The sequence below is a fragment of the Dankookia sp. GCM10030260 genome, assembly GCF_042666655.1.
Lineage (GTDB): Bacteria > Pseudomonadota > Alphaproteobacteria > Acetobacterales > Acetobacteraceae > Paracraurococcus.
The window spans coordinates 173,527-195,997 of record NZ_JBHTDE010000004.1; the positions used below are offsets into that span (position 1 = coordinate 173,527).

The 22,471-nt window shown below is 70.0% G+C and carries 26 protein-coding genes; 10 read left to right on the forward strand and 16 right to left on the reverse strand.

Features of this window, described 5'->3' with window-relative positions:
- Positions 1-266: 266 nt before the first annotated feature.
- From ACFQS7_RS16410 to ACFQS7_RS16435, 6 genes are all read right to left on the reverse strand, one after another.
- Positions 267-1,415, reverse strand: coding sequence for an OmpA family protein (locus tag ACFQS7_RS16410; protein ID WP_380068183.1), 1,149 nt, complete (start codon positions 1,413-1,415; stop codon positions 267-269).
- Positions 1,416-1,644: 229 nt separating this feature from the next.
- On the reverse strand, positions 1,645-2,736 hold the full coding sequence (locus tag ACFQS7_RS16415) for an OmpA family protein (protein WP_380068184.1): 1,092 nt from the start codon (positions 2,734-2,736) through the stop codon (positions 1,645-1,647).
- Between the two features lie 330 nt (positions 2,737-3,066).
- Positions 3,067-4,137: an OmpA family protein gene (locus tag ACFQS7_RS16420; RefSeq protein WP_380068185.1), complete on the reverse strand. Its 1,071-nt coding sequence runs from the start codon at positions 4,135-4,137 to the stop codon at positions 3,067-3,069.
- A gap of 175 nt (positions 4,138-4,312) precedes the next feature.
- Positions 4,313-5,452 carry a 5-(carboxyamino)imidazole ribonucleotide synthase gene (locus tag ACFQS7_RS16425; RefSeq protein WP_380068186.1) on the reverse strand — a complete coding sequence of 380 codons (1,140 nt, stop codon included), beginning with the start codon at positions 5,450-5,452 and terminating at the stop codon, positions 4,313-4,315.
- Positions 5,449-5,958: a 5-(carboxyamino)imidazole ribonucleotide mutase gene (purE, locus tag ACFQS7_RS16430; protein WP_380068187.1), complete on the reverse strand. Its 510-nt coding sequence runs from the start codon at positions 5,956-5,958 to the stop codon at positions 5,449-5,451. The genes ACFQS7_RS16425 and purE overlap by 4 nt, the downstream gene beginning before the upstream one ends.
- Positions 5,959-5,966: 8 nt before the next feature.
- Positions 5,967-6,167, reverse strand: coding sequence for a YdcH family protein (locus tag ACFQS7_RS16435; protein ID WP_380068188.1), 201 nt, complete (start codon positions 6,165-6,167; stop codon positions 5,967-5,969).
- 176 nt (positions 6,168-6,343) lie between these two features.
- On the opposite strand from ACFQS7_RS16435, the gene ACFQS7_RS16440 reads away from it, so the two are divergent.
- Positions 6,344-6,514 carry a YdcH family protein gene (locus ACFQS7_RS16440; RefSeq protein ID WP_380068189.1) on the forward strand — a complete coding sequence of 57 codons (171 nt, stop codon included), beginning with the start codon at positions 6,344-6,346 and terminating at the stop codon, positions 6,512-6,514.
- 48 nt (positions 6,515-6,562) lie between these two features.
- Here ACFQS7_RS16440 and ACFQS7_RS16445 read toward each other — a convergent pair whose 3' ends face one another.
- Complete coding sequence (locus ACFQS7_RS16445; protein WP_380068190.1) at positions 6,563-7,132, reverse strand: DUF1013 domain-containing protein; 570 nt, start codon at positions 7,130-7,132, stop codon at positions 6,563-6,565.
- 117 nt (positions 7,133-7,249) lie between these two features.
- On the opposite strand from ACFQS7_RS16445, the gene ACFQS7_RS16450 reads away from it, so the two are divergent.
- Complete coding sequence (locus ACFQS7_RS16450) at positions 7,250-7,441, forward strand: DUF1192 domain-containing protein (protein WP_380068191.1); 192 nt, start codon at positions 7,250-7,252, stop codon at positions 7,439-7,441.
- Here the strand turns inward: ACFQS7_RS16450 and ACFQS7_RS16455 are convergent, their stop codons facing one another.
- The 3 genes from ACFQS7_RS16455 to rpmE form a co-directional block, all read right to left on the reverse strand.
- Positions 7,442-8,245 (reverse strand): helix-turn-helix domain-containing protein, encoded by an 804-nt coding sequence (locus ACFQS7_RS16455; RefSeq protein ID WP_380068192.1) that lies wholly within the window; start codon positions 8,243-8,245, stop codon positions 7,442-7,444.
- Positions 8,246-8,358: 113 nt separating this feature from the next.
- Positions 8,359-8,841 carry an Hsp20 family protein gene (locus ACFQS7_RS16460; RefSeq protein WP_380068193.1) on the reverse strand — a complete coding sequence of 161 codons (483 nt, stop codon included), beginning with the start codon at positions 8,839-8,841 and terminating at the stop codon, positions 8,359-8,361.
- 204 nt (positions 8,842-9,045) lie between these two features.
- A complete protein-coding gene (gene rpmE, locus ACFQS7_RS16465; protein WP_380068194.1) occupies positions 9,046-9,273 on the reverse strand; it encodes a 50S ribosomal protein L31 in 228 nt (75 codons plus the stop codon).
- Positions 9,274-9,664: 391 nt separating this feature from the next.
- On the opposite strand from rpmE, the gene ACFQS7_RS16470 reads away from it, so the two are divergent.
- The gene (locus ACFQS7_RS16470; protein ID WP_380068195.1) at positions 9,665-11,257 is read left to right on the forward strand and encodes a 2-isopropylmalate synthase; all 1,593 of its coding nucleotides are present in this window, start codon (positions 9,665-9,667) and stop codon (positions 11,255-11,257) included.
- Positions 11,258-11,300: 43 nt separating this feature from the next.
- Here ACFQS7_RS16470 and ACFQS7_RS16475 read toward each other — a convergent pair whose 3' ends face one another.
- The 3 genes from ACFQS7_RS16475 to ACFQS7_RS16485 form a co-directional block, all read right to left on the reverse strand.
- Complete coding sequence (locus tag ACFQS7_RS16475) at positions 11,301-11,498, reverse strand: hypothetical protein (protein ID WP_380068386.1); 198 nt, start codon at positions 11,496-11,498, stop codon at positions 11,301-11,303.
- 72 nt (positions 11,499-11,570) lie between these two features.
- On the reverse strand, positions 11,571-12,215 hold the full coding sequence (locus tag ACFQS7_RS16480) for a sigma-70 family RNA polymerase sigma factor (protein ID WP_380068196.1): 645 nt from the start codon (positions 12,213-12,215) through the stop codon (positions 11,571-11,573).
- A 68-nt stretch (positions 12,216-12,283) separates the two neighbouring features.
- Positions 12,284-12,787: a sigma-70 family RNA polymerase sigma factor gene (locus ACFQS7_RS16485; RefSeq protein WP_380068197.1), complete on the reverse strand. Its 504-nt coding sequence runs from the start codon at positions 12,785-12,787 to the stop codon at positions 12,284-12,286.
- A gap of 93 nt (positions 12,788-12,880) precedes the next feature.
- Here ACFQS7_RS16485 and ACFQS7_RS16490 point away from each other — a divergent pair, with 93 nt between their 5' ends.
- Together ACFQS7_RS16490 and ACFQS7_RS16495 are read left to right on the forward strand one after the other, a co-directional pair.
- A complete protein-coding gene (locus ACFQS7_RS16490) occupies positions 12,881-13,636 on the forward strand; it encodes a PhyR family response regulator anti-anti-sigma factor (protein ID WP_380068198.1) in 756 nt (251 codons plus the stop codon).
- Positions 13,637-13,741: 105 nt separating this feature from the next.
- On the forward strand, positions 13,742-13,906 hold the full coding sequence (locus tag ACFQS7_RS16495; protein ID WP_380068199.1) for a DUF1328 domain-containing protein: 165 nt from the start codon (positions 13,742-13,744) through the stop codon (positions 13,904-13,906).
- 446 nt (positions 13,907-14,352) lie between these two features.
- Here ACFQS7_RS16495 and ACFQS7_RS16500 read toward each other — a convergent pair whose 3' ends face one another.
- A complete protein-coding gene (locus ACFQS7_RS16500) occupies positions 14,353-14,595 on the reverse strand; it encodes a YMGG-like glycine zipper-containing protein (RefSeq protein WP_380068200.1) in 243 nt (80 codons plus the stop codon).
- Positions 14,596-14,864: 269 nt separating this feature from the next.
- Between ACFQS7_RS16500 and ACFQS7_RS16505 the strand changes: the two genes are divergently transcribed.
- The 5 genes from ACFQS7_RS16505 to rodA are packed head-to-tail and all read left to right on the forward strand — an operon-like array spanning position 14,865 to position 20,420.
- The gene (locus ACFQS7_RS16505; protein ID WP_380068201.1) at positions 14,865-15,908 is read left to right on the forward strand and encodes a rod shape-determining protein; all 1,044 of its coding nucleotides are present in this window, start codon (positions 14,865-14,867) and stop codon (positions 15,906-15,908) included.
- Between the two features lie 44 nt (positions 15,909-15,952).
- A complete protein-coding gene (gene mreC / locus ACFQS7_RS16510; protein WP_380068202.1) occupies positions 15,953-16,816 on the forward strand; it encodes a rod shape-determining protein MreC in 864 nt (287 codons plus the stop codon).
- A gap of 7 nt (positions 16,817-16,823) precedes the next feature.
- Positions 16,824-17,360 (forward strand): rod shape-determining protein MreD, encoded by a 537-nt coding sequence (locus ACFQS7_RS16515; protein WP_380068203.1) that lies wholly within the window; start codon positions 16,824-16,826, stop codon positions 17,358-17,360.
- A 22-nt stretch (positions 17,361-17,382) separates the two neighbouring features.
- Positions 17,383-19,269: a penicillin-binding protein 2 gene (mrdA, locus tag ACFQS7_RS16520; protein WP_380068204.1), complete on the forward strand. Its 1,887-nt coding sequence runs from the start codon at positions 17,383-17,385 to the stop codon at positions 19,267-19,269.
- Complete coding sequence (gene rodA / locus ACFQS7_RS16525; RefSeq protein WP_380068205.1) at positions 19,266-20,420, forward strand: rod shape-determining protein RodA; 1,155 nt, start codon at positions 19,266-19,268, stop codon at positions 20,418-20,420. Before mrdA ends, rodA begins: the two co-directional genes overlap by 4 nt.
- 148 nt (positions 20,421-20,568) lie before the next feature.
- On the opposite strand, the gene ACFQS7_RS16530 is transcribed toward rodA, so the two are convergent.
- Both ACFQS7_RS16530 and ACFQS7_RS16535 read right to left on the reverse strand, forming a co-directional pair.
- A complete protein-coding gene (locus ACFQS7_RS16530; protein WP_380068206.1) occupies positions 20,569-21,669 on the reverse strand; it encodes a patatin-like phospholipase family protein in 1,101 nt (366 codons plus the stop codon).
- Positions 21,669-22,463, reverse strand: a complete 795-nt coding sequence (locus ACFQS7_RS16535) for a 3-hydroxybutyrate dehydrogenase (protein WP_380068207.1) — start codon at positions 22,461-22,463, stop codon at positions 21,669-21,671. Before ACFQS7_RS16535 ends, ACFQS7_RS16530 begins: the two co-directional genes overlap by 1 nt.
- Positions 22,464-22,471: the final 8 nt, after the last annotated feature.

A 22,471-nucleotide genomic window follows, 5' to 3' on the forward strand; every position in this document is an offset into this window, starting at 1 on the left:
GCGCGAGCAGCCCTGTCCAAGCCGCAGCAGAATCGCGCTGTGTCCAAGAAGACACGCCTTATGTCCTGCCCGAAACGCCAAGTAACCGCGTCCCGCTCAAACTGTATCGGAATGTACGCCTGTGCCGATAGGCGGCTGCGATGGCCACATAGTTCCTGGTCTGATCGCCGTTGCGTGAGGCGGTGGACGAGCTGATGTCTCGATCAGCTCATTTTTTTCACCGGTGGCGAAGTTTGGGACATATGGGCCCCTGCCGAGGCCACAGGTCAGCGCAGGACGATCTCGACTCGGCGATTCTGCGGCTCGCGCACCCCGTCGGCGGTTGGCACCAGCGGCCGGCTCTCGCCATAGGCGCTGACCGCGATCTCGTCCCGGGCGATGCCGCGGGCGACCAGCTCGCCGGCCACCGCATCGGCGCGGCGCTGCGACAGGCGCTGGTTGTAGGCCGGGCTGCCGGAGCGGTCGGCATGGCCAGCCACCTCGATCCGCGTCACCGCGGCGCGGCGGGCATTCTGCGCGGCCTCGCCGATGATCTCGCGGGCGCGGCCGGTCAGGTCGGCGCGGTCCCAGTCGAAGAACACCAGGAAGGTCCGCGCCGGGGCCGGGGCCTGGATGGCCGGCGCCACCACCGGGGCGGGCGGCGGGGGCGGCTGGAACAGCGCATAGCGCAGCCCGACCAGGACGGCGTGGTTGTAGTTGTCCGGCTCCACCTTGCCGCGGTCGGCGACGCTGTTGTCCGGCCGGCGCAACTCGGTCTGGATCTTCGGCGTGAGGGTGCCGAGGAAGCGGTATTCCGCCGTCACTGACAAGCCCCGCAGGCCGTATTGCCCGAGCGGCAGGGCGACACCTGCGATGGCCTGGTAGGCAAACTGCCCGTCCGAATCATCGGCGGTCAGGCTCAGCCGGCTGAAGCTCGGCACGCTGGCGGCGCGGACGCCCTGCCATTCGGTCCAGACATAGCCGGCCCCCAAGCCCAGATAGGGGATCACCGGGCTGCCGGCGACGCCGAGCCGTGCCAAGTCGATGTCGTAGAGCACATTGCCCATGGCGCCGTAGCTGCGCTGCTTGCCCTTGGTGCCGATGAAGGGCGACAGGTCGAAGCCGCCGATCGCGTTGACGTCGTTCTCCCGGTAGTTGCCCTCGACCTCCGCCCGAAGGCCGTTGCCGAAGCCCCAGCCGAGCGAGGCGAGGCCGACGAAGCCGGCATCGAACCGCGCGGTCCCGGCATTGTCGATATCGGCAGGCAATTGGTAGCCGCCGCGGCGCAGCGCGATATCGGCGTCCTGCACCTGGTTCCAGCCGCCGCCGCCGGCGATGTAGAGACCGCTGACCGGCTGGGCCAGGGCTCCCCCCCATGGCGCCGCCGATGCCGCGAGGCTGGTCGCTGCCAGCAGGGCCTGTCGAAATCTGCTCATTCCCGCTCCGTCCCCTGAGATGCCACGGCGTCGCAACCGAAGAACGGTTCCCCTGCGGGCCGCGTGCGGTAGGTGAATGATCGGGCCTCGTCGCGGGTTCGCCGCGCCGGCGGCATGGCAGCCCGTTGTGGCCGCCGGGGCACAGCTGTGTCTGGCGCGCAGGCCACGAAACGCAGAAAGGGGCGCCTCGCGGCGCCCCTTCCCAGCAGCCCGGTGGAAATCGGCCGGATTACTTCAGGACGATCTCGACCCGACGGTTCTGCGGCTCGCGGACGCCGTCGGCGGTCGGCACCAGCGGCCGGCTCTCGCCGTAGGCGCTGACCGCGATCTCGTTGCGGGAGATGCCCTGGCGGACCAGCTCGGCCGCGACCGCATCGGCGCGGCGCTGCGACAGGCGCTGGTTGTAGGCCGGCGAGCCGGAGCGGTCGGCGTGGCCGGCCACCTCGATCCGCGTGGTCTGCACCTTGCGCGAGGCATCAGCCGCCTCGGTGATGATCTGCCGGGCGCGGTCGGTCAGGTTGTACTTGTCCCAGTCGAAGAAGACGAGGTAGGTGCGGGCCAGGGCCGGGGCGGCGACCGGCGCGACCACCGGCACCGGCGGCGGGGCCGGGGTATAGAGCGCGTAGCGCAGGCCGATCAGGGCGGAGACATTCTCGTTCGCAGGCTTCCAGTTGACCTGCTGGGACACGGTGGGCGAAACGCGGCTGGCATCCTTGAAGCTGGGGTCGAGCGTCGCGTAGTAGCGGCCCTCGAGGGTGATCGCCAAGCCCGGCACCATCGGACCGAGTTCATAGGCCAGGCCGACGATGCCCTGATAGGCGAACTCGCCCTTGGTCTGGGTCGAGGGGAAGCCGATGGTGGTGCCCTTCTCGATCTCGTTCCAGCCATAGCCGACGCCGGCGCCGATGTAGGGCACCACAGGCCAGCCCATGCGGAAGTCGTACAGCACGTTGACCATTGCGCCGTAGGTGTTCAGCCAGGGGCTGCTGCTGCTCGCGGGGCGGCCCGGGACGGTGGCACTGTCGACCTGGTTGGTGCGGTAGTTGCCTTCGAGTTCGGCGCGCAGGCCGTTGCCGAAGCCCCAGCCGACCGAGAGCACACCCATGATGTTGGGCTCGGTGCTCATCTTGGCCGTGCCGCTGGCGGTGTTGGTCGGCGCGCCGAGCGTCGAGATCAGCGAGCGGGAATAGTCGCCGTCCGGATCCAGCCGGAAATTGGCGCCGACACCGGCGCCGACATAAAGCCCGGTGACGGGCTGGGCCTGAGCAGCCAGGGGCAGCGACAGGATCGTCGCGGCCAGAAGGCCCTTCCTGAGGGTCATCCTCGTCTCTCCTCGATCTTGAATCGACCAACTGTCACGCCGTCGAACGTATAAGGTATGCGAACACGACGGTGTGGGGACGAGACCTATCATCGCCCGCCGGGCAATGGCAGACGGTATGGACCATTTCCGCATCGATGTGACGATAAAGCCACAGGCTGGCATGGCAAAATCGTCACAGCCCTGGAGGACGCGGTCCGGGAGGGCCGGGGCCGCTGCGGGTGGACCACAGGAAGGCTCCGGCCTACGGTTGGCGATCGCCGCCCCGAACACGAAAAAAGGGGCGCCTTGCGGCGCCCCTTTCCGTCAGCTTGGTGAAGGTCGGCCTGATTACTTCAGGACGATCTCGACGCGACGATTCTGCGGCTCACGCACGCCGTCGGCGGTCGGGACCAGCGGACGGCTCTCGCCGAAGTAGCTGACCGCGATCTCGTTCTTGGCGATACCCTGACGCACCAGCTCGGCAGCCACCGCGTCCGCGCGCCGACGGGAGAGCCCCATGTTGTAGGCCGGCGTGCCCGAACGGTCGGCATGACCGGCCACTTCGATGCGCGTCGTCTGGGTCTTGCGGGCGGCGCCGGCGGCCTCGGTGATGATCTGCTTGGCGCGCTCGGTCAGGTTGTACTTGTCCCAGTCGAAGAAGACGAGGTAGGTGCGGGCCAGGGCCGGGGCGGCCACCGGCGCAACCACCGGGGCGGCGGCAACCGGCGCGGCGTTGAAGGCGTAGCGCAGGCCGACTAGGACGGAGTGGTTGTAGTTGCTCGGCTTGACTTCGCCGGAGCGCAGCACCGTACCGGCCGGGCCGGCGCCGGAGCGGACCTCGCCGTCGATCTTCGGATCGACCGTGCCGTAGAAGCGATACTCGGTCGTCAGGGTCAGACCCGCGCCGAGGTTGTAGCCGAGGCCGGCGATGGCCTGGTAGGCGAAGGCACCGGCGGAGTCGTCGGAGGTCGCCGAGAGGCCCAGGGCGGGGGAGCTGGCGCGGTACTTGCTGGTCTCGAGCCAACCATAGCCGGCGCCGACGCCGACATACGGCGTGAACGGCGTCCCGGTCTGGATGTCATAGAGGACGTTCGCCATCACGCCGTAGTTGGCCAGCGAGCCACGGCCGCCGACGGTGCCGCCGCCGTTGACCTTGCTCTTCTCGACGTCGTTGGTGCGGTAGTTGCCCTCGACCTCGGCCCGGAGGCCGTTGCCGAAGCCCCAGCCGAGCGCGCCGACCGCGGCCCAGCCCGGCTTGGTCTCGATCTTCGCGCCGTAGCCGAGAGCGTTGAACTTGCTCTCCTGCATGAAGTTCACGCCGGCGCCGGCGCCGACATAGAGGCCCGACACGGGCTGCGCCTGCGCGGCCACCGGCAGCGCCAGAATCGTCGCGGCCAGAAGGGCCTTCTTGAGGGTCATCCTCGTCTCTCCTCGTTCAGATCAGGCAAAGATTTCGCGTCGCCAGCCGCGCCCAAGGGGCGAATCCGTCGATGCGTGAGAAGACCCTACCATCGCTTTACGCGCATTGGCAGGCGTTACGAACCAGAAAAGCGATAATGTGGCGCGACGGCCACAGGGTCGCATGGCAATTCGGTCACAGCCCCGACAGGGCTGCCGAATCATCCATCGCTGCCAGGCTGCCAAGCGGCAGCAGCCGGTTCGCGTGGCCCAGCTTGCGGCCCGGCCGTGCCTCCGACTTGCCGTAGAGATGCGGCACCACCCCGGCCTGCCGCAGCAGTGCGGGCCAGCGCGCCATGCCGTCCGGCCCGACCAGGTTGCGCATGACCACGTCGTGGTGGCGGTCGGGCGCGGCCAGCGGCAGGCCGGCCACCGCGCGGATATGCTGCTCGAACTGGCTGGCGGCGCAGCCGTCCATGGTCCAGTGGCCGGAATTGTGTGGCCGCGGCGCGATCTCGTTGCCCAGCAGTGCGCCGTCCGGCAGCAGGAACAGCTCGAGCGCCAGGACGCCGACCAGGTCCAGCGCCCGGGCCACGGCGGCTGCATGCGCCCGGGCCGCCGCCGCCACCGCGGCGGGCAGCCGGGCCGGGGCGAAGCTCAGGTCGAGGATGTGGTCGCGATGGCGGTTCTCCACCGCGTCGTAGACCGCCGCGGCGCCATCCGCGCCGCGCGCCGCGATCGCGGAAAGCTCGGCCACGAAGGGCACGAAGGCCTCCAGGATCAGTGGCTTCGGCGCCAGCCGGGCGTAGGCGGGCGCCGCGTCCCCGGGCGCCCGCAGCACCGCCTGGCCGCGGCCGTCATAGCCCATGCGGGTGGTCTTCAGCACCGCCGGGAGGCCGATCGCGGCGATCGCCGCGGCAAGGTCCGCTTCGCTGTGCACTGCCCGCCAGGGTGCCACCGGCACCCCGGCGCGGGTCAGGAATTCCTTTTCCCGCAGCCGGTCCTGGCAGATCCGCAGCACCTCGACCCCGGGCCGGCAGGGCACCAGCGGCTCGATCGCCGCCAGGGTCTCGGCCGGGACATTCTCGAATTCGAAGGTGACGACATCGACGGCGGCGGCGAACTCGGCCAGCGCCTCGGCGTCCTCGTAGGGCGCGACGGTCGCCGCGGCGGCCACCTGCATGCCCGGCCCGTCCTGTTCGGGGGAGAAGACATGGCAGCGATAGCCCAGCCGCGCCGCGGCCAGGGCGGACATCCGGCCGAGCTGGCCGCCGCCGAGGATGCCGATGGTGGCGCCGGGGGGCAGCGGGAAGCGGCCGGTGAAGGCATCGGTCATGGCAAGGGAGCGTCGAAGGCTGCCTCGGGCACGCCGGCGGTCTGCGCCGCCCGCCAGGCATCCAGCCGCCCGGCCAGCGCGGCATCCGACAGCGCCAGGATCGCGGCCGCCAGCAGCGCCGCGTTGATCGCGCCAGCGCGGCCGATGGCCAGCGTGCCGACCGGGATGCCGCCAGGCATCTGGACGATGGACAGCAGGCTGTCCATGCCCTTCAGCGCATGGCTTTCCACCGGCACGCCGAGCACCGGCAGCGGCGTCATCGCCGCCGCCATCCCCGGCAGATGCGCCGCCCCGCCGGCCCCGGCGATGATGACCTTAAGGCCCCGGCCGCGCGCGGCCTCGGCGTAGTCGACCAGCCGGCCGGGAGTGCGGTGGGCGGAGACCACCCGGGTCTCGTGCGGCACGCCGAGCATCTCCAGCATCTCGGCGGCGTGGCGCATCGTCTCCCAGTCGGAGCGGCTGCCCATGATGATGCCGACCAGCGGCAGCGGGGTCTTGGCGGTCATGGCGGCGCTCAGGCGCTGATGTCGGGCAGCAGCCGGCTTTCCAGCCAGGCGATCTCGTCCTTCAGCTTCAGCTTGCGCTTCTTCAGCCGCTGGACCTGGAGCTGATCGGTGATGCTGTCCGAGAGCCTGGCGATCACGGTGTCGAGGTCGCGATGCTCGCTCCGCATCTCATGCAGGCGGCGCAGCAGGGAATCGCGGTCATCCAGCATCGGGGCATGCGCTCGGCAAAGGGAGGGCGGCAAAGAGGGGGCGGCGGTGAACGGCGGGGCAGTGAAAGGGGATGCATTCGCTGCCCCGCCGCCCTTACCATGCCCCGGCGCGGGCGCAAAAGCACGGCGCTGTCCGGGCCCAGCCACCGCGCCTCACGGACGCAGGGAGATGCCGAATGAATACTTCGCCGAGGATCCGGTCCCTTGAGGAGCGGCACGCGGTGCTTGACCGGCAGATCGGCGAGGAGGACGGGCGGCCAAAGCCCAACGATACGGAGCTCAACCGGCTGAAGCGCGAGAAACTGCGGCTGAAGGAGGAGATCGAGAAGCTGCGGCGGCAGAACTGAGGCTGCGCCAGAAGGGCCGCCGCACCGCCTAAGGTGCGGCGGCGCCGATCAGGCCATGCTCTCTTCGGCATCCATCGACGGCAACGGCGTGCCCGGCGGCCGTTCCCCGGCAGCGGCCACCGCGGCGTTCAGGTCACCCTGGCTGCAAAGCCCGAGGATGACCGGGTCGCGCGGCTTGATGTTGGGGCTGTTCCAATGGGTCTTGTCGCGCACCTTGGCGATCGTCTCCTTGGTGGTGCCGAGCAGCTTGCCCACCGCCACGTCGGTCAGATGCGGGTAGTGCCGCAGCACCCAGGCGATGGCATCCGGCCGGTCGTTGCGCTTGGACACGGGGGTATACTTGGCGCCCTTGCCGCGCGGCTTCGGGATCGGCAGCGAGTTGGCCGAGATCTGCAGCCGGGCGCCGGAATCGCCTTCGCAGCGCGCGATCTCCTGCCGACTGAGCTGCCCGTTCAACACCGGGTCGTAGCCGATGATGCCCTGCGCCACCTCGCCATCGGCGATCGCCTGGACTTCCAACGGATGCATGCCGACGAAATCCGCGACCTGCTCGAAGGTCAGGGAGGTCTTCTCGATCAGCCACACGGCGGTGGCCTTCGGCATCAGGGGCTGGGTCATGGAAGCGGAACCTTCTGGGCGGCGCCGGGGAGGGCCGGGCATCCCCGACACGGCAATGGCTGGCATATAGAGGCGCCCCCCCGCAGGGTCAAAGCCCGGCAGGCAAAGGAGAATGCGATGATGGAAGAAGACCCGCCACGGCGCATCCAAGGCTTCGTGCCGCCCGTCCTCGATGGCTGGGACGTTGAGGAACTGAAGGATTACATCGGCCGTCTGCGGGCGGAGATCGACCGGGTGGAAGCGGCCATCGCCAGGAAGCAGGTGCATCGGGGCGCGGCGGATGCCTTCTTCCGACGTCCGAAGGAATAGTCAGGCCGGGTGGTAGGTCTCGATCCGCAACTCGCGCAGCGTCAGATCCTGGGCGGTGCCCAGGGTGGCGATCGTGGTCAGGAAGCGGGTCGGCCCCGGCATCTCGACCGGCACGATCAGGGGCGCCGCCGCGCCGGGCGGGCGCTGGCGCAGCAGCGCGGCGACGCCGGGCTGCGCCAGGGCTTCCTCGATCGGCGGTCGCCGTGCGGGGTCGGCGCTCGGCAGCCGGGCCTCCCGCTGGACCCGGTCGAGCAGGGCGCGCGCCACCTCCGGCCAGTTGCCGATGAAGCGGCGGGCGCCGGCCGGGTGGCAGAGCAGCCGCAGCAGGTTCGGCCGTGGCGCCGGCAGCAGCGCCAGGCGGGGCAGCGGGGCCGTGCCCACGGCCGGCTCCACCCCGGCGGCGAGGCAGGCATCCAGCGCGCCGCCATAGGCCTGGTTGAACATCACGATGTCCCAGGCCGCGTCGAAGGCCACCGCCGGCAGCGGGTCGTGCCGCGCCAGGATCAGCCGCAGCGCCGCCAGCACCTCGGCCATCGCCGGGGCCTCCAGCGGCGTCTCGCGATGCGCCGGGGCGTGGCCGGCGGCCAGCAACACGCCATCGGCCTCGCGCGGCGGCACCTCCAGCACCTCGCACAGGCGCAGCACAAGGCCGGGGCTCGGGCGCGACCGGCCAGTCTCGACGAAGCTGAGGTGGCGGGTGGAGATGCCGGTCTCCAGCGCCAGGTCCAACTGGCTCAGCCGCCGGGCGCGGCGGGCCTGGGCCAGCAGGGCGCCGGCGGATGGGCTGGTCTGGTATCCGTCCATGGATCGCAGCCTGCCGGAGCCGGCGCGCGGATTCCATGACCTGCCAAGTAAAGCCCGCACGAAAAGGGCCGGCGGGTTGCCCCGCCGGCCCGCAAGATCCCTGTCCCGATCGCCTACGCGGCGCGGGCCTGGGCGTCCTGCTCGTTCGCCGTGATCTGCGGCTGCGGCTGCGGCCGGCCGGCCTGGACCGGGATCTGCCGCGGCTTCAGCGCATCCGGCACCACCCGCTTCAGCGCGAGCTGCAGCAGGCCGTTCTCCAGCGTCGCGCCCTCGACCACGATGTGGTCGGCGAGAACGAAACGACGCTCGAAGGCGCGGCCGGCGATGCCACGATGCAGGAAGCGGCCGGTCTCCGGCGCCTGCGGTGCGCGGCCGGCGACGGTCAGCACGTTATCCTGGGCCACCACATCGATGTCGCCCGGGCCGAAGCCGGCGACGGCCATGGTCAGCACATAGCTGTCCTCGGCGGTCTTCTCGATGTTGTAGGGGGGATAACCCTGGGCCTCGCCGGCGCTGCGGGCGGTCTCCAGCTGGCGGGCCAGCCGATCGAAGCCGATGGCGGTACGGAACAGCGGAGAGAAATCGAGTGTGTTCATAGCCAGAACCCCCTGAAAGCAAGGTCTGTTGATGCCTGTGGCCACCCACCCCATGCAGCCCCTATCGGGCACCGCGAGGGAAGCAACCACGTCCGAGACCCCATCAGGGCGCCCCGTGACGAGCCTAGAATTGGCAAACGCCGCCCCCCGGTCAAGGGGGCGGCGCTGACGATTTTAAAAGTCCCGGCCGCGGCCGGGGGCAGCCTACTTGACGCGCGTGCCGATGCTGGCGAAGCGCTTGTTGAACTTGGCGACCTGGCCGCCGGTGTCCATCACGCGCTGGATGCCGGTCCAGGCCGGGTGCGACTTCGGGTCGATGTCGAGCCGCAGCGTGTCGCCTTCCTTGCCCATGCAGGACCGCGTCTTGTAGGCGGTCCCGTCGGTCATGATGACGTTGATCTCGTGGTACTCGGGATGGATGTCGGACTTCATGGCGCGCTCATGAACTGGGGCGCAGCCGATACCGACCGGCCGCGGGAAGCGGAGGGCTATAGGGGAAGGGAAGGGGGGGCGCAACCGTCGTCGCCGACGCGGGCCGTGGGCCGGCCTGCCCCCTTGTCCCGCCCGCCCATTTCCGCACTGGACGCCATCACCCCGCCCGCCTAGGTTGCACCAGCCATGCAGCACAGCGCCGCCCTTGCCGACCGGACTCGCGGCTTCCCCGCCGACGGTCCGGCGCGCGCGCTCCTCGCCCTCCTTCTCCTTCGACTTAGCCGCCCCTGGGCGTGACGGCCGGCTGACCGCCGGTTATCGCTCAGGGGGAACCTGGGGCGCTGCCATGCGCCCGCGCGGCTGAACGAAACGAAGACCAAGGAACGCCCCAATGGCCATCACCCATCCCAGCTTCGGCACGCTGGACGACGACCGCATCATCTTCTTCGACACCACGCTGCGTGACGGCGAACAGTCTCCCGGCTTCTCGATGAACCTCGAGGAGAAGCTGCGCATGGCCGAGGAACTGTCCGAGCTCGGCGTCGACGTGATCGAGGCCGGCTTCGCCATCGCCTCCCCCGGCGACTTCGAGAGCGTGCAGTCGATCGCGCAGAAATTCTCGAAGGACGGCCCGGTCATCGCCAGCCTCGGCCGCGCCAACCCGGCCGACATCCTGCGCAGCGCCGAGGCCTTGAAGCCCGCCGCCCGCAAGCGCATCCACATCGTCCTGGCGACCTCGGAACTCCACATGCGGGTCAAGCTGCGGCTGACGCCGGAGGAGGTGCTGGACCTGACGACCTCCAGCGTCACGCTGGGCCGGCAGCATTCCGACGACGTCGAGTGGTCGGCCGAGGACGGCAGCCGCTCCGACCCCGACTTCCTCTGCCGCTGCGTCGAGGCCGCCATCAAGGCGGGTGCGACCACCATCAACATCCCCGACACCGTCGGCTATTCGATGCCGGAGGACATGGCGCGGATCTTCCGCGACCTGCGCAACCGGGTCCCGGGCATCGAGAAGGTCGTGCTTTCTGCCCATAACCACAACGACCTGGGCATGGCGGTGGCGAACACCCTGGCCGCCATCCAGGCCGGCGTCCGGCAGATCGAGAGCACGATCAACGGCATCGGCGAGCGGGCCGGCAATGCCAGCCTCGAGGAAGTCGCCATGGCGCTGCGCACCCGGCGCGACGCTCTGCCCTTCAAGAACAACATCCAGACGCCGCGCATCCTGCGGACCTCGAAGCTGCTGGCGACCATCACCGGCTTCGACGTGCAGCCGAACAAGGCCGTCGTCGGCCGCAACGCCTTCGCGCACGAATCGGGGATCCACCAGGACGGCGTGCTGAAGGACGCCTCGACCTACGAGATCATGACGCCCGAGAGCGTCGGCTGGACCACCAATTCGCTGGTGCTCGGCAAGCATTCCGGCCGGGCCGCCTTCCGCGACAAGCTGAAGACCCTGGGCTATGGCGAGATGGGCGACAACGCCCTGAACGACGCCTTCCGCCGCTTCAAGGACATCGCCGACCGCAAGAAGGTGGTCTACGACGAGGACGTGGCGGCGCTGGTGGACGACGAGGTGGTCCGCGGCAACGACCGGGTGAAGCTGGTCGGCCTGACGGTGGCCACCGGCCTCGGCGTCCGGCCGATGGCGACGCTGGCTCTCGAAGTGGACGGCGAGCGGCGCGACGGCATGGCGACCGGCGACGGCGCGGTGGACGCGACCTTCATCGCCATCCGCCAAGCCTTCCCGCACGACGTTTCGCTGAAGCTGTTCGCGGTGCAAAGCGTCACCGGCGGCACCGACGCGCAGGCCCGCGTCACCGTGCGGCTGGAGGAAAACGGCAAGCTGGTGGACGGTCAGGGGTCGGATACCGACACCATCGTCGCATCGGCCCGGGCCTATGTGCATGCGCTGAACAAGCTGCTGGCGAAGCGCGAGCGGACCAAGCCGCCGGAATTCCAGGCCGCGCTGACCGCCTGAGGACGCAGGGGCGCGGCACCGGTCCTGCCCGGTGCCGCCCGCCTCATTCCTTTTTGGCTCGTTGGTCTTCCTCGATCATCCGGAGCAGCTCGTCCGGGATCGGCTCCTTCGCGACCGTGTCATAAAGCTGATGCAGCCCGCGACGGAGCCACAGGTCGAAGGCGTTGTCCACCTCCCCATCCTCCTGCTCCGCGCCGGCCTTGGCCGGATCGCCTGGTTTCTTTTGGTTCGTCTTGCCCATCGCCGCTGCCAGGAAGGACGGGCTGGCGGCGGCCCGGTCGAGGACCGCCACCCCACTCCGCATCATCGCAGCCTAGACTCCGGCGCGGTATTCGCCAATGCCGATGACATCGGAACGCTCCGTGCGCGGCAACTGCCGCTCGGACCGCTCCTCGCCTGCCAGCCAGGTCTGTAGCTGGCGCCGGGCGCGGAACACGCGGCTCTTGGCGGTGCCCACCGCGCAGCCCGTCGCCTGCGCCACTTCCTCGTAGGAAAGTCCTTGCAGAACAACCATGAACAGGGCTTCGCGCTGGTCGCTCGGCAGCCGCCCGAGCGCCCGGCTGAGCTCCTTCAGCACCATCCGGTCGTCATGCGCACCGCTGACCGCGAAGGCCGACATCGGCAGGTCGTCGATGTCCGTGGTCTCGCGCTGCTTGCGCAGAGTTGAAATAAAGCGGTTGCGCAGGATGCGGTGCATCCAGGCGGCGAAGTTGGTCCCGGGAGTGAAGCTCTCCTGCGCGGCGAGGGCATTCGCCACCGCATCCTGCACCAGATCCTCGGCCGCGGCGCGGTTTCGGGTCAAGGCCAGCGCCTGCACCCGCAGCTTGGGCAACAGGGTGACGAGCTGCTTGTGGAACTCCGCGCTGGCCGGGCCGCCGCGCCGTGGCTTCGCCTGTACCGTCTCCGTATCCTGGTTCGTGTTCAGGTCCTGCGGCTGGGTCTTGGTCATGCCGTCCATCGGTCGATCCCCTGCGAGCTTCTGATGACAGGTGATCGCCGATGGGGAAGGGTTGCATCGCGGTTCCGTTATGAATTCACACGGCCGAGAGCGACGGCGAGTTGGGTTCGCGCCCGCGACACCCGTGCCTTCATGGTGCCGACAGGCACGCCACAGATCGCCGCGGCCTCCACGTGGGAGAGTCCCTGCGGGCCGACCAGGATCACCGCCTCCCGCAGCAGTGGCGGCAGCGAGGCGATCGCCCGTGCCAGGTCGCGGATCTGGCCCGGCGATTCCTGCAGGGGTGGCGCCGCATCCTCGGGCGGCGCGTCGTGCAGCCGCGCCGCTTCGCGCTTCCGCGCGCGCAGCTGCTCATGGAAGATGTTGCGCACGGTGGCCAGGCACCAGGCGCGCAGATCCTCCACGGGCTCCTCGCGCGCGTCGAGGCTGCGCAGGCTGCGCGCCAACGCTTCCTGCACCAGGTCGTCCGCCTCGGCGCGCGAACCGCAGAGAAATCGGGCGAAGGCGCGTAGTTCGGGCAACAATCCCGCGAGCGCGGTCCGCAGTCCCGTATCCGTGGCTTGTTCGGTCACCGGACGCTCAATATCAACCAGACCATATTGCAGCGAGGACGTCGGGCTTGTGCCAAAGATGACAACCCGAAGAGCGGTCGAGGCCTGACCGCAATGAGTGCAATGGACCGTGGCGCGTTGATCCGGGCGCTGCCCTATGCGCGGCGCTATGCGCGCGCGCTCACCGGCAGCCAGTCGCGCGGCGACGAGGTGGTGGCGGAGGCGCTGAAGCAGGTGCTGGCGGCGCCGCCGGCGAGCCTCGCCGTCGACCCCGGAGCGCGCGCCGCACTCTATGGCGCGATCGGCGACCGGCTGCGTGACATGCACCTGCCGGCGACGCTCGACCTCTCCGACATGTCGCTGCTGCAGCGCATGCTGCTGCTGCTGACGGCGCTGGAGGAACAGCCGCTGACCGCCGCCGCGGCCGCCTGCCGGATCCTGCCGGCGACGGCCGAACTGGAACTGCGCCTGGCCCGCGATAGCCTGCGCACCGGCGTCGCCACCCGCGTGCTGATCATCGAGGACGAGCCGATCATCGCGCTCGACATCCAGGAGCTGGTGGAGCGCTGCGGCCACAGCGTCGTCGGCATCGCCGCGACCGAGGCTGAGGCGGTGGCGATCGCCGAGGCCGAGCGGCCCGGCCTGGTGCTGGCCGATATCAACCTCGGCGCAGGTGGTGACGGTGCCAGCGCGGTCGCCCGCATCCTGAAGCACCTGACCGCACCGGTGATCTTCGTCACTGCCTACCCCGAACGGCTGTTGACCGGGGAGGCGGTGGAGCCCGCCTTCGTCATCACCAAGCCCTTCGACCCCACCACCCTGGCGGTGGCGACCTTCCAGGCGGTGACGCGGGGTGTCCGGCCGGTTTGAGCGCGGATTTGACCGGCGGCGGCGCGACCTTCCCGGTTCGTTGAGCATCGGCAACCGCGGCGTTAGGGCAGCGTTCTCCGGCCGTACACGCAACGGAGGACGCGCATGCTCTACTGGACCCTCATCTTTCTCGTCGTCGCGCTGGTCGCCGGGTTGTTCGGCTTCGGCGGCATCGCCTCGGCCTCCGCCGGGATCGCCAAGATCCTGTTTGCGATCTTCATCGTGCTGTTCCTCCTGTCGCTGGTTTTCGGCGTGGTACGCGGAGCCTAAGGGCGAGGGGCGTCGCGGCTTTCTCTCCGCCGTCGCGGCGCCCATGCCGGCCGGGGGGGCGTTTCAATCCACCGCCGAACCGGTCCTTCGCCGGGCCGATGACCAGCTTTGACCCGGCATGCCCGCCACATCGTCGCCCAAAGCCAGCCGGTCGGCTAGCTTGAGTTCAGCGTGTGCAAGTTGGACAGCGGGACCTGGGCCACTTGGCGGGTGGCCAGCGATGGCTATGCCGCGCTCTCGATCTTCGGCCAGTTCTGTACGCCGTGGTGAGCCCTGCAGGTGGACGGCGACTGTATCGATGCCCATGCCGTCTCCGTCCGGGCTTTTTCGGCGGCGGCATGCTCCGCTGATCGCCAGCCAGGTGCCCGGCACTGTACCTTCGTACCCGGAGCTGTCCTGAAGCCGGGTGTCCATCTGTCGGCGAACCGGCCGACCGTACTCTCCGGTCAGCGCCAGGCGGGTCGGCCCAGGTTGACGTCCCGCCCGCTGGTCAACGCCCCGCCGGCCGCCCCGGCGGCACCGCCGATCAGCGCCCCGGTGCCGGCACTGCCGCCGGTCAGCGCGCCGATGCCGGCGCCGGCGCCGGCCCCGAGCAACCCGCCCGACACTGCCCGGTCGCCCGTCGAATAGCCGCAACCGCCTAGCCCGAGCGCACCAAGGGCCAGCAGGCCGAGTGCGAACTTGCGCATCCGTCGTCTCCTTGTCGTTGGGTCGGGAGAACGCTGCCCGTTACGCTGCGGTTGCGCCGGGTCCCGACCACGCCGGCGTGCGCGGCACCGGTTTCTGTGAAGAAGCGCACAGAAGGCTTGAGCGCCGGACAGCGGGCAGGTAAGCCAGCCCCGCAGCCCGACCCCCCGCAATCGTGAACGCGGGCCCCGGGGGCGTCCCGCCCGGGCCGCCCCGGGACCGACGATCCGGCACGGCGGGTCACGCCATCTGAGTGGAAGGTTTCCTTCGCATGTTCTCTCGCCTGTTCGGCTTCCTCTCGGCCGACATGGCCATCGACCTCGGGACCGCCAACACGCTGGTCTACGTGAAGGGTCGGGGCATCGTGCTGAACGAGCCGTCCGTGGTCGCCATCGCCGACCATCGCGGCCGCAAGCAGGTGCTGGCGGTGGGGGAGGAGGCCAAGCAGATGCTCGGCCGCACCCCGGGCAACATCGCCGCCATCCGGCCGCTGCGTGACGGCGTGATCGCCGATTTCGAGGTGGCGGAGGAGATGATCAAGCACTTCATCCGCAAGGTGCACAACCGCCGCCGCTTCGCCTCGCCGCTGATCATTGTCTGCGTGCCCAGCGGCTCCACCGCGGTCGAGCGCCGCGCCATCCAGGAATCGGCCGAGAGCGCCGGGGCGCGGAAGGTGCTGCTGATCGAGGAGCCGATGGCCGCCGCCATCGGCGCCGGCCTGCCGGTGACCGAGCCCAGCGGCTCGATGGTGGTCGACATCGGCGGCGGCACGACGGAGGTCGCCGTCATCTCGCTCGGCGGCATCGTCTATGCCCGCAGCGTCCGGGTCGGCGGCGACAAGATGGACGAGGCCATCATCTCCTACATCCGCCGGCAGTTCAATTTGCTGATCGGCGAGAGCAGCGCCGAGCGGATCAAGATGGCGGTCGGCGCCGCCGCCATTCCCGACGACGGCGAGGAAGGGCCGGTCATCGAGGTCAAGGGCCGCGACCTGATGCATGGCGTGCCGCGCGAGGTCATCGTCAGCCAGCGGCAGATCGCCGAGAGCCTGGCCGAGCCGGTCAGCGCCATCGTCGAGGCGGTGAAGGTCGCGCTCGAGAACACCCCGCCCGAACTCGCCGCCGACATCGTCGACAAGGGCATCGTGCTGACCGGCGGCGGTGCCTTGCTGCACCGGCTGGACGAGGTGCTGCGCGCCTCCACGGGTTTGCCTGTCGTGGTGGCGGAGGAGCCGCTGTCCTGCGTGGCGCTCGGCACCGGGCGGGCGCTGGAGGAGATGAAACGGCTTCGCCAGGTGCTCACCTCGATGTATTGATGGGATCGTGATGTGAGGCCTCCCATGCGGCCCGAGCCCACCCCGTGATCCGCCTGAGCGTCCCGCTGCGCCAGGCGCTCGCGCGCCTCTCGCTGCCGCTGCTGGTCGCCCTGGCGTTCGGCACGATGCTGCTCGGCAAGGCGGATGCGCTGCTGGCGGAGCGGGCCCGGATGGTGCTGGCCGATGCCCTGACGCCCATTTGGGCGGTGTTGCAGGAGCCGGTCGGCGCGGTCCGCGACGGCATCCGCGAAGCCGGCACGCTGCTGGCGATGCGCGGCGAGAACGCCCGGCTGCGCGAGGAGAACGCCCGCCTGCATCGCTGGCAGGCCGCGGCGCTGGCGCTGGAAGCCGAGAACGCCCTGCTGCGCCGTCAGCTCGCCTTCGTGCCGGAAGCCGCCCCGGCCTATACCACCGCCCGGGTCGTCGCCGATGGCGGCGGCACCTATGCCCGCGCCGTGCTGCTGGCCGCCGGGCCGAACCATGCGGTCCGCAAGGGCCAGGTGGCGCTGGACGAGCGCGGCCTGGCCGGGCGGGTCACCGAGGTCGGCACCCGCTCGGCCCGCGTCGTCCTGGCGACCGACATCAACAGCCGTATCCCGGTGGTGCTGGAAGGCAGCCGGGCGCGGGCCATGATGGTCGGCACCAACGGCGCCCGGCCGCGGCTGCAATACTGGCCCGCCGGCACCCAGCCGCAGGAGGGCGACCGCCTCGTCACCAGCGCCGAGGCCAATGCCTTCCCCGCCGGCCTGCCGGTCGGCGTGGTGCGCTGGACGGAATCCGGTGCGGCGGAGATCGAGCTTTTCGCCCAGCTCGACCGGCTCGACGTGCTGCGGCTGTTCGATTACGGCATGGGCGGCATCCTGCCGCCCGAGGCCGTGGCGCGGCCCGAGCCGCGGGCGAAGCGGTAGCCGGGCGATGAAGCGCGGTCGGCCCGCCCCGGCGTCCGGCCTGTTGTGGCAGATCGACGCGCTGGCCCGCGCCATCTTGCCCGGCGGGTTGACCGCCGTGCTGCTGGTGCTGGCCGCCGCGCCGGTCGGCGTCCCCGGCCTGGTCCCGGCGGCGGCACTGCCCTGCGTCTTCTTCTGGTCGGTCTTTCGTCCCGCCGCCCTGCCGCCGCCGGCGGTCTTCGGGCTTGGCCTGCTGCAGGACCTGCTGACCGCGGCGCCGCTCGGCATCGGGGTGCTGGTGCTGCTGGTGGTGCATGGGCTGGCGGCGCGCTGGCGGCGCTTCCTGGTGACGCAGTCCTTCCTGCTGGTCTGGCTGGCCTTCTGCGGCTTCACCGCCGGCGCCGCGGCCATGGGCGGGGCGCTGCAGGCCTTGCTTGCCTGGCATGTCCTGCCGGTGCAGCCGGGTTTCTGGCAGGCGCTGATCACCGCCGGCCTCTACCCCGCCTTGGCTTGGCTGCTGACGCAGGCGCACGAATCGATGATGCGAGCGGAGGCGGCGCCGTGAGCTGTCGCGCGGGGCGCGTGCCATGAGTCTGGGCAAGGGCGTGCGGAAGGAGGAGGAGCAGCGCCGCGGCGTCTTCACCCGCCGGGCGCTGGCACTCGGCATCGGCCAGCTGGCGCTGTTCGGCTTCCTCGGCAGCCGGCTGTACCGGTTGCAATCCGAGGAGGGCGAGCGCTACCGGACGCTGGCCGAGGAGAACCGGCTGTCCGCCCGTCTGCTGCCGCCGCCGCGCGGCCAGGTGCTGGACCGCCAGGGCCGCGTGGTCGCCGGCAACAAGCTGAACTGGCGCGCCCTGCTGGTCGCCGAGCAGACCCAGGATGTCGGCGCCAGCATCGAGACCTTCTCCCGCATCGTGCCGCTGCAGGACCACGAGAAGGCGCGGATCGAGCGCGAGGTGCGCCGCCGCCGCCGCTTCGTCCCCGTCATCGTCCGCGAATTCCTGACCTGGGAGGAGATGGCCAGGATCGAGGTCAATGCCCCCGACCTGCCCGGCATACTGATCGATGTCGGCACCACACGGCTGTACCCCGAGACCGAGCACCTCTCGCACATCGTCGGCTATGTCGCCCCGCCGGCCGAGCGCGACATGGACGGCGACCCGCTGCTGGAGCTGCCCGGCATCCGGGTCGGCCGGGCCGGGATCGAGCGCTTCCATGAGCTGCCGCTGCGCGGCCGCGCCGGCGCGGTGCAGCTGGAGGTCAATGTGGTCGGCCGGGTGATCCGTGAGCTCGACCGGCGCGAGGGCCAGCCCGGCCAGGACGTGCAGATCTCGGTCGATGCCGAGCTGCAGAAGACGCTGCGCGGCAAGATCGGGGAGGGCACCAGCATCGTCGTGCTGGACGCGCGCAACGGCGAGCTTCTGGCGATGGCCTCGCAGCCCTCCTTCGACCCCAACGTCTTCAATGCCGGGGTGTCGAATACGCAATGGCGCGAATGGACCCGCAACCGGGCGACGCCGCTGATCAACAAGGCGACCAACGGGCTCTATGCGCCGGGCTCGACCTTCAAGATGATCGTGGCACTGGCTGGCCTGGAGGCGAAGGTGGTGACGCCGGGCGACCGGGTCTTCTGCCCCGGCCATCTCGACCTCGGCGATACCCGCTTCCATTGCTGGCAGAAGCGCGGCCATGGCAGTCTCGACATGCGCACCGGGCTGAAGCTGTCCTGCGACGTCTACTTCTATGAGGTCGCCAAGCGTACCGGCATCGACCGCATCGCCGCCATGGCCAACCGCTTCGGCCTTGGCGTCGACCTCGAGATCGAGCTGCCGGGCACGAAGAAGGGCCTCGTGCCGACGCGGGCCTGGCGGCAGGCGCAGGGCAAGCCGTGGAACCTCGGCGACACCGTCGTGCACGGCATCGGCCAGGGCTTCTATCAGCTCACTCCACTGGCCTTGGCGACCATGGCGGCAAGGCTGGCGACCGGGCGGGCGGTGCAGCCGCATTTGACCCGCAGCCTCGGCGGGAAGCCGGTGCGCGGCGGCCGGGCGGAGGACTGGCCGAGCCTCGGCATTCCCGAGCGCGACCTGAAACTGGTGCGGGACGGCATGTGGGCGGTGGTGAACGAGCCGGGCGGCACCGCGCTTGCCAGCCGCCTGCCCGGCAATATCGGCGTCATGGCGGGCAAGACCGGCTCGGTCCAGGTGCGGCGGGTGAGCCGGGAGCAGCGCGAGCGCGGCTACAAGGCGGAGAACCAGCCGCGGGAATGGCGGCCGCATGCGCTCTTCGTCGCCTTCGCCCCTTACGACAACCCGCTCTACGCCCTCAGCGTGGTGGTGGAGCACGGGGTCAGCGGCTCCGGCGCCGCGGCGCCGCTGGCCCGCGACGCGCTGGTCGAGGTGTTCAACCGCTTCCGCACCCCGCCGGCGCCGCCCGTCGCCCCCGGCCAGAAGGTCGCCGAGGCGCTACGATGAGCGGCACCGCCCCCTTCGAGCGCCGGCTGCTGACGCGGGACCGCGGCGACGGGCTGCTGCAGAAATTCTGGCGCATCCCCTGGCTCTTCGTGCTGCTGCTGAGCGCGGTGGCGGCCGTCGGCTATGTCGCGCTCTATTCCGCCGGCAACGGGCCGGATGCCTATGCCGCCAAGCATGCGCTGCGCTTCGGCTTCGGCCTGGTGCTGATGCTGTCGATCGCGGTGGTCGACATCCGCCTGATCGCCCGCTTCGCCTGGGTCGGCTACGCGCTGGGTGTCCTGCTGCTGGTGCTGGTGCTGCTGCACGGCAATGTCGGCAAGGGGGCGCAGCGCTGGATCGATATCGGCCCGCTGCAATTGCAGCCATCGGAGCTGATGAAGATCATGCTGGCACTGGGCCTGGCCGCCTGGTTCCAGCGGGCGAGCTGGGAGCGGGTCGGCAACCTGCTGTTCCTGATCCCGCCGGCGATCATGGTGCTGGTCCCCGTCGGCCTGATCCTGAAGCAGCCGAACCTCGGCACCGGGCTGATCACCGCGATGATCGGCGGCGCGATCTTCTTCGCCGCCGGCGTCCGGTTGTGGAAATTCGCGCTGATCCTGGCGGCCGTCGGCACCGCGGCGCCGATCGCCTACGACCACCTGCGGGACTACCAGAAGGCGCGGATCACCACCTTCCTCGACCCCGAGAGCGACCCGCTCGGCGCCGGCTACAACATCATCCAGTCGAAGATCGCCCTCGGGTCGGGCGGGATGTGGGGCAAGGGCTTCCTGCAGGGCACGCAGGGCCACCTGAATTTCCTGCCGGAGAAGCAGACCGACTTCATCTTCACCATGATCGCCGAGGAATTCGGCCTGGTCGGCGCGCTGGGGACGCTCGGGCTGCTGAGCCTGGTGGTGCTGTTCTGCTACCTGGTCGCCTTCCGCTGCCGGCACCAGTTCGGCCGGCTGCTGGCGGTCGGGCTGGGGACCAACATCTTCCTCTATGTCTTCGTCAACATCGCCATGGTGACGGGGGCCATCCCGGTGGGCGGGGTGCCGCTGCCGCTGATCTCGCATGGCGGGTCGGCGATGCTGACGACGATGCTGGGGTTCGGGTTGCTGATCTCGGTGCATGTGCACCGGGATGCGGAATTCGGGCCGGCCAGGGAGTGAAGGCTGGGGGGAGAAGGTATTCTCCCCCAGACCCCCTCATCTATTTCTGTGAGTCTGGCATTCGCCGCGCGGCGAATGCCAGACTCACAGAAAGGAAGGGTGGGGCTTGGGGAGGGAATACTTTTCCCTCCCCAACCTTACCTGCCTCTCAAAGGTACCGCTGGATATCCAGCGTGCTCTCCCGCCCGATGGTGTCGAAATGCTCGGCCAGGAACTTGTCCGCGGCTTCCCAGCCATAGCGGCGGATGGTCTGCAGGAATTCCCAATCGCCGTTCAGCTTGGTCGACAGCTTGAACTTCCGCATCCGCTCCTCGTCCTCGACGCAATGCAGGAAGATGCGGCGGTAGCGCGGCTGTTCCAGCCGGCCGCCATCCAGCAGCCGCTGGACGAAGTCGATCGCCCGCATCTCCGCCATCAGGGACGCATTGAAGCTGATCTCGTTCAGCCGGTTCATGATGTCGGACGGCGTCTGCGGCACCTCGTTCCGCATGATGGCGTTGATCTGCACCAGCAGGATGTCGGGCGCGCCGCGCTCGTAGTACAGCGGCCAGATCGCCGGGTTGCCCAGGTAGCCGCCGTCCCAATAGGCCTCCCCGTCGATCTCCACCGCCTTGAACACGTTGGGCAGGCAGGCGGAGGCGAGGATGACGTCGGTCGTCACCTCGGTCCGGCTGAACACCCGCGGCTTGCCGGTGCGCACGTTGGTGGCGCTGATGAACAGCCGGATCGCCTTCGGGTCGCGCTTCAGCCGCGCCTCGTCGAGGTTGTCGGCGATCACCTGCCGCAGCGGGTTGAACTCCGCCATGAAGGGGTTGAGCTGGTAGGGCGACATGACGCGGGTCAGCGTCTCGAAGGTCTGGTAGGCGAAGGAATGGGTCAGGTCGTAGCCCCAGAGCGCCTTCTCCAGCGGGGTGTTCTGCAAGGGGCTCATCGCCAGCCGCCCGGCCACGTCGCGCCACATCCGGTCGAGCGCCGATCTGGCGCCCTCGCGGCCGCCCTCGGCCAGGCCCTGGACGAAGATCGCCGCGTTGATGCCGCCGGCGGAGGTCCCGGAGACGCCGTCGAAGACGATCCGCTCGTCCTCCAGCAGCCGGTCGAGCGCACCCCAGGTGAAGGCGCCATGCGTCCCGCCGCCCTGCAAGGCGAGGTTCAGCCGCTTGGTGGCGATGGGCTTCGCCACCGCCGGCTGGGCCAGGCCCTGGTCATGCGCGGCGGCGGCCACCGGGCCGCCGCCCTGCTTGTCGGTCATCAATTCGCCAGCCAGCCACCGTCGATGGACAGCGCCGCGCCGGTCACGCCGCCGCTGCCGGGGCCGCACAGGTACAGCGCCATCTGCGCCACCTCATCGACCTCGATCCAGCGCTTGGACGGCTGGTGCTCCAGCAGATGCTGCTTCAGCGCCACCTCTTCCGAGACGCCGTACTGTTTGGCCAGGGCCGGCAGCTGCGCCTCGGCCAGCGGGGTGCGGACGAAGCCGGGGCAGATGGCGTTGCAGGTGATCGGCGTCTGCGCGACCTCGATCGCCACCGTCTTGGTCAGGCCCACGACCGCATGCTTGGCCGAGACATAGGCCGACTTGTTGGGCGAGGCGACCAGCCCGTGCGCCGAGGCGACGTTGATGATGCGGCCCCAGTTGCGCGCCTTCATGCCCGGCAGCGCCGCCTTGATGGCATACCAGTTGGAGGCGAAGTTGATCGCCATGATCGCCTCGAACCTGGCGTCGGGGAATTCGTCGATCGGCGCGACGAACTGGATCCCGGCATTGTTCACCAGGATGTCGACCGACCCGAGCGCCGCCTCGGCCTCGGCGATCATCTGCTTCACCGCGTCGGCCTTCGACAGGTCGGCGGCGGAATAGGGGGCCTCCGCCACGCCCATCGCGGCACCCACCTCGGCGCGGGCGCGGGCGATCTCCTCCGGCTTGCCGAAGCCGTTCAGCATGACCTTCGCCCCGGCCTCGGCGAACAACTGGGCGATGCCGAGGCCGATGCCGCTGGTGCTGCCGGTGACCAGGGCGGTCCGGCCGGTGAGGGTCTTGTCCATGGGTGGGC